The organism is Microvirga sp. HBU67558, from assembly GCF_018069605.1.
Taxonomy (GTDB): Bacteria; Pseudomonadota; Alphaproteobacteria; order Rhizobiales; family Beijerinckiaceae; genus Microvirga; species Microvirga terrae.
In genome coordinates, this window is sequence record NZ_JAGPUP010000013.1 from 1 (window position 1) to 234 (window position 234).

General features: G+C 61.5%; 1 pseudogene. It reads left to right on the forward strand.

From position 1 onward, the window contains the following. Positions 1-234: pseudogene (locus tag KBI52_RS00050) on the forward strand (hypothetical protein); the annotation flags it as partial.

Genomic DNA, 234 nt, shown 5'->3' on the forward strand with positions numbered 1-234 from the left:
GCCTTCGGCAACAAGATGAACGGCTTTGACGAGAACGGCAGCAACGGCGGCGTGTCCAAGCTGACGCTCTACAACAACACCGCCTACAACAACGGCATCTACAACTTCTACTTCGATGCCGCGGCCGGGCACGTGTTCCGCAACAACATCTCGTACGGGACCGGCAAGCTCAAGACCACCGGCACGGCCGACCACAACTCCTGGGACGCAGGCGTGTCGCTCTCCAGCGCCGAC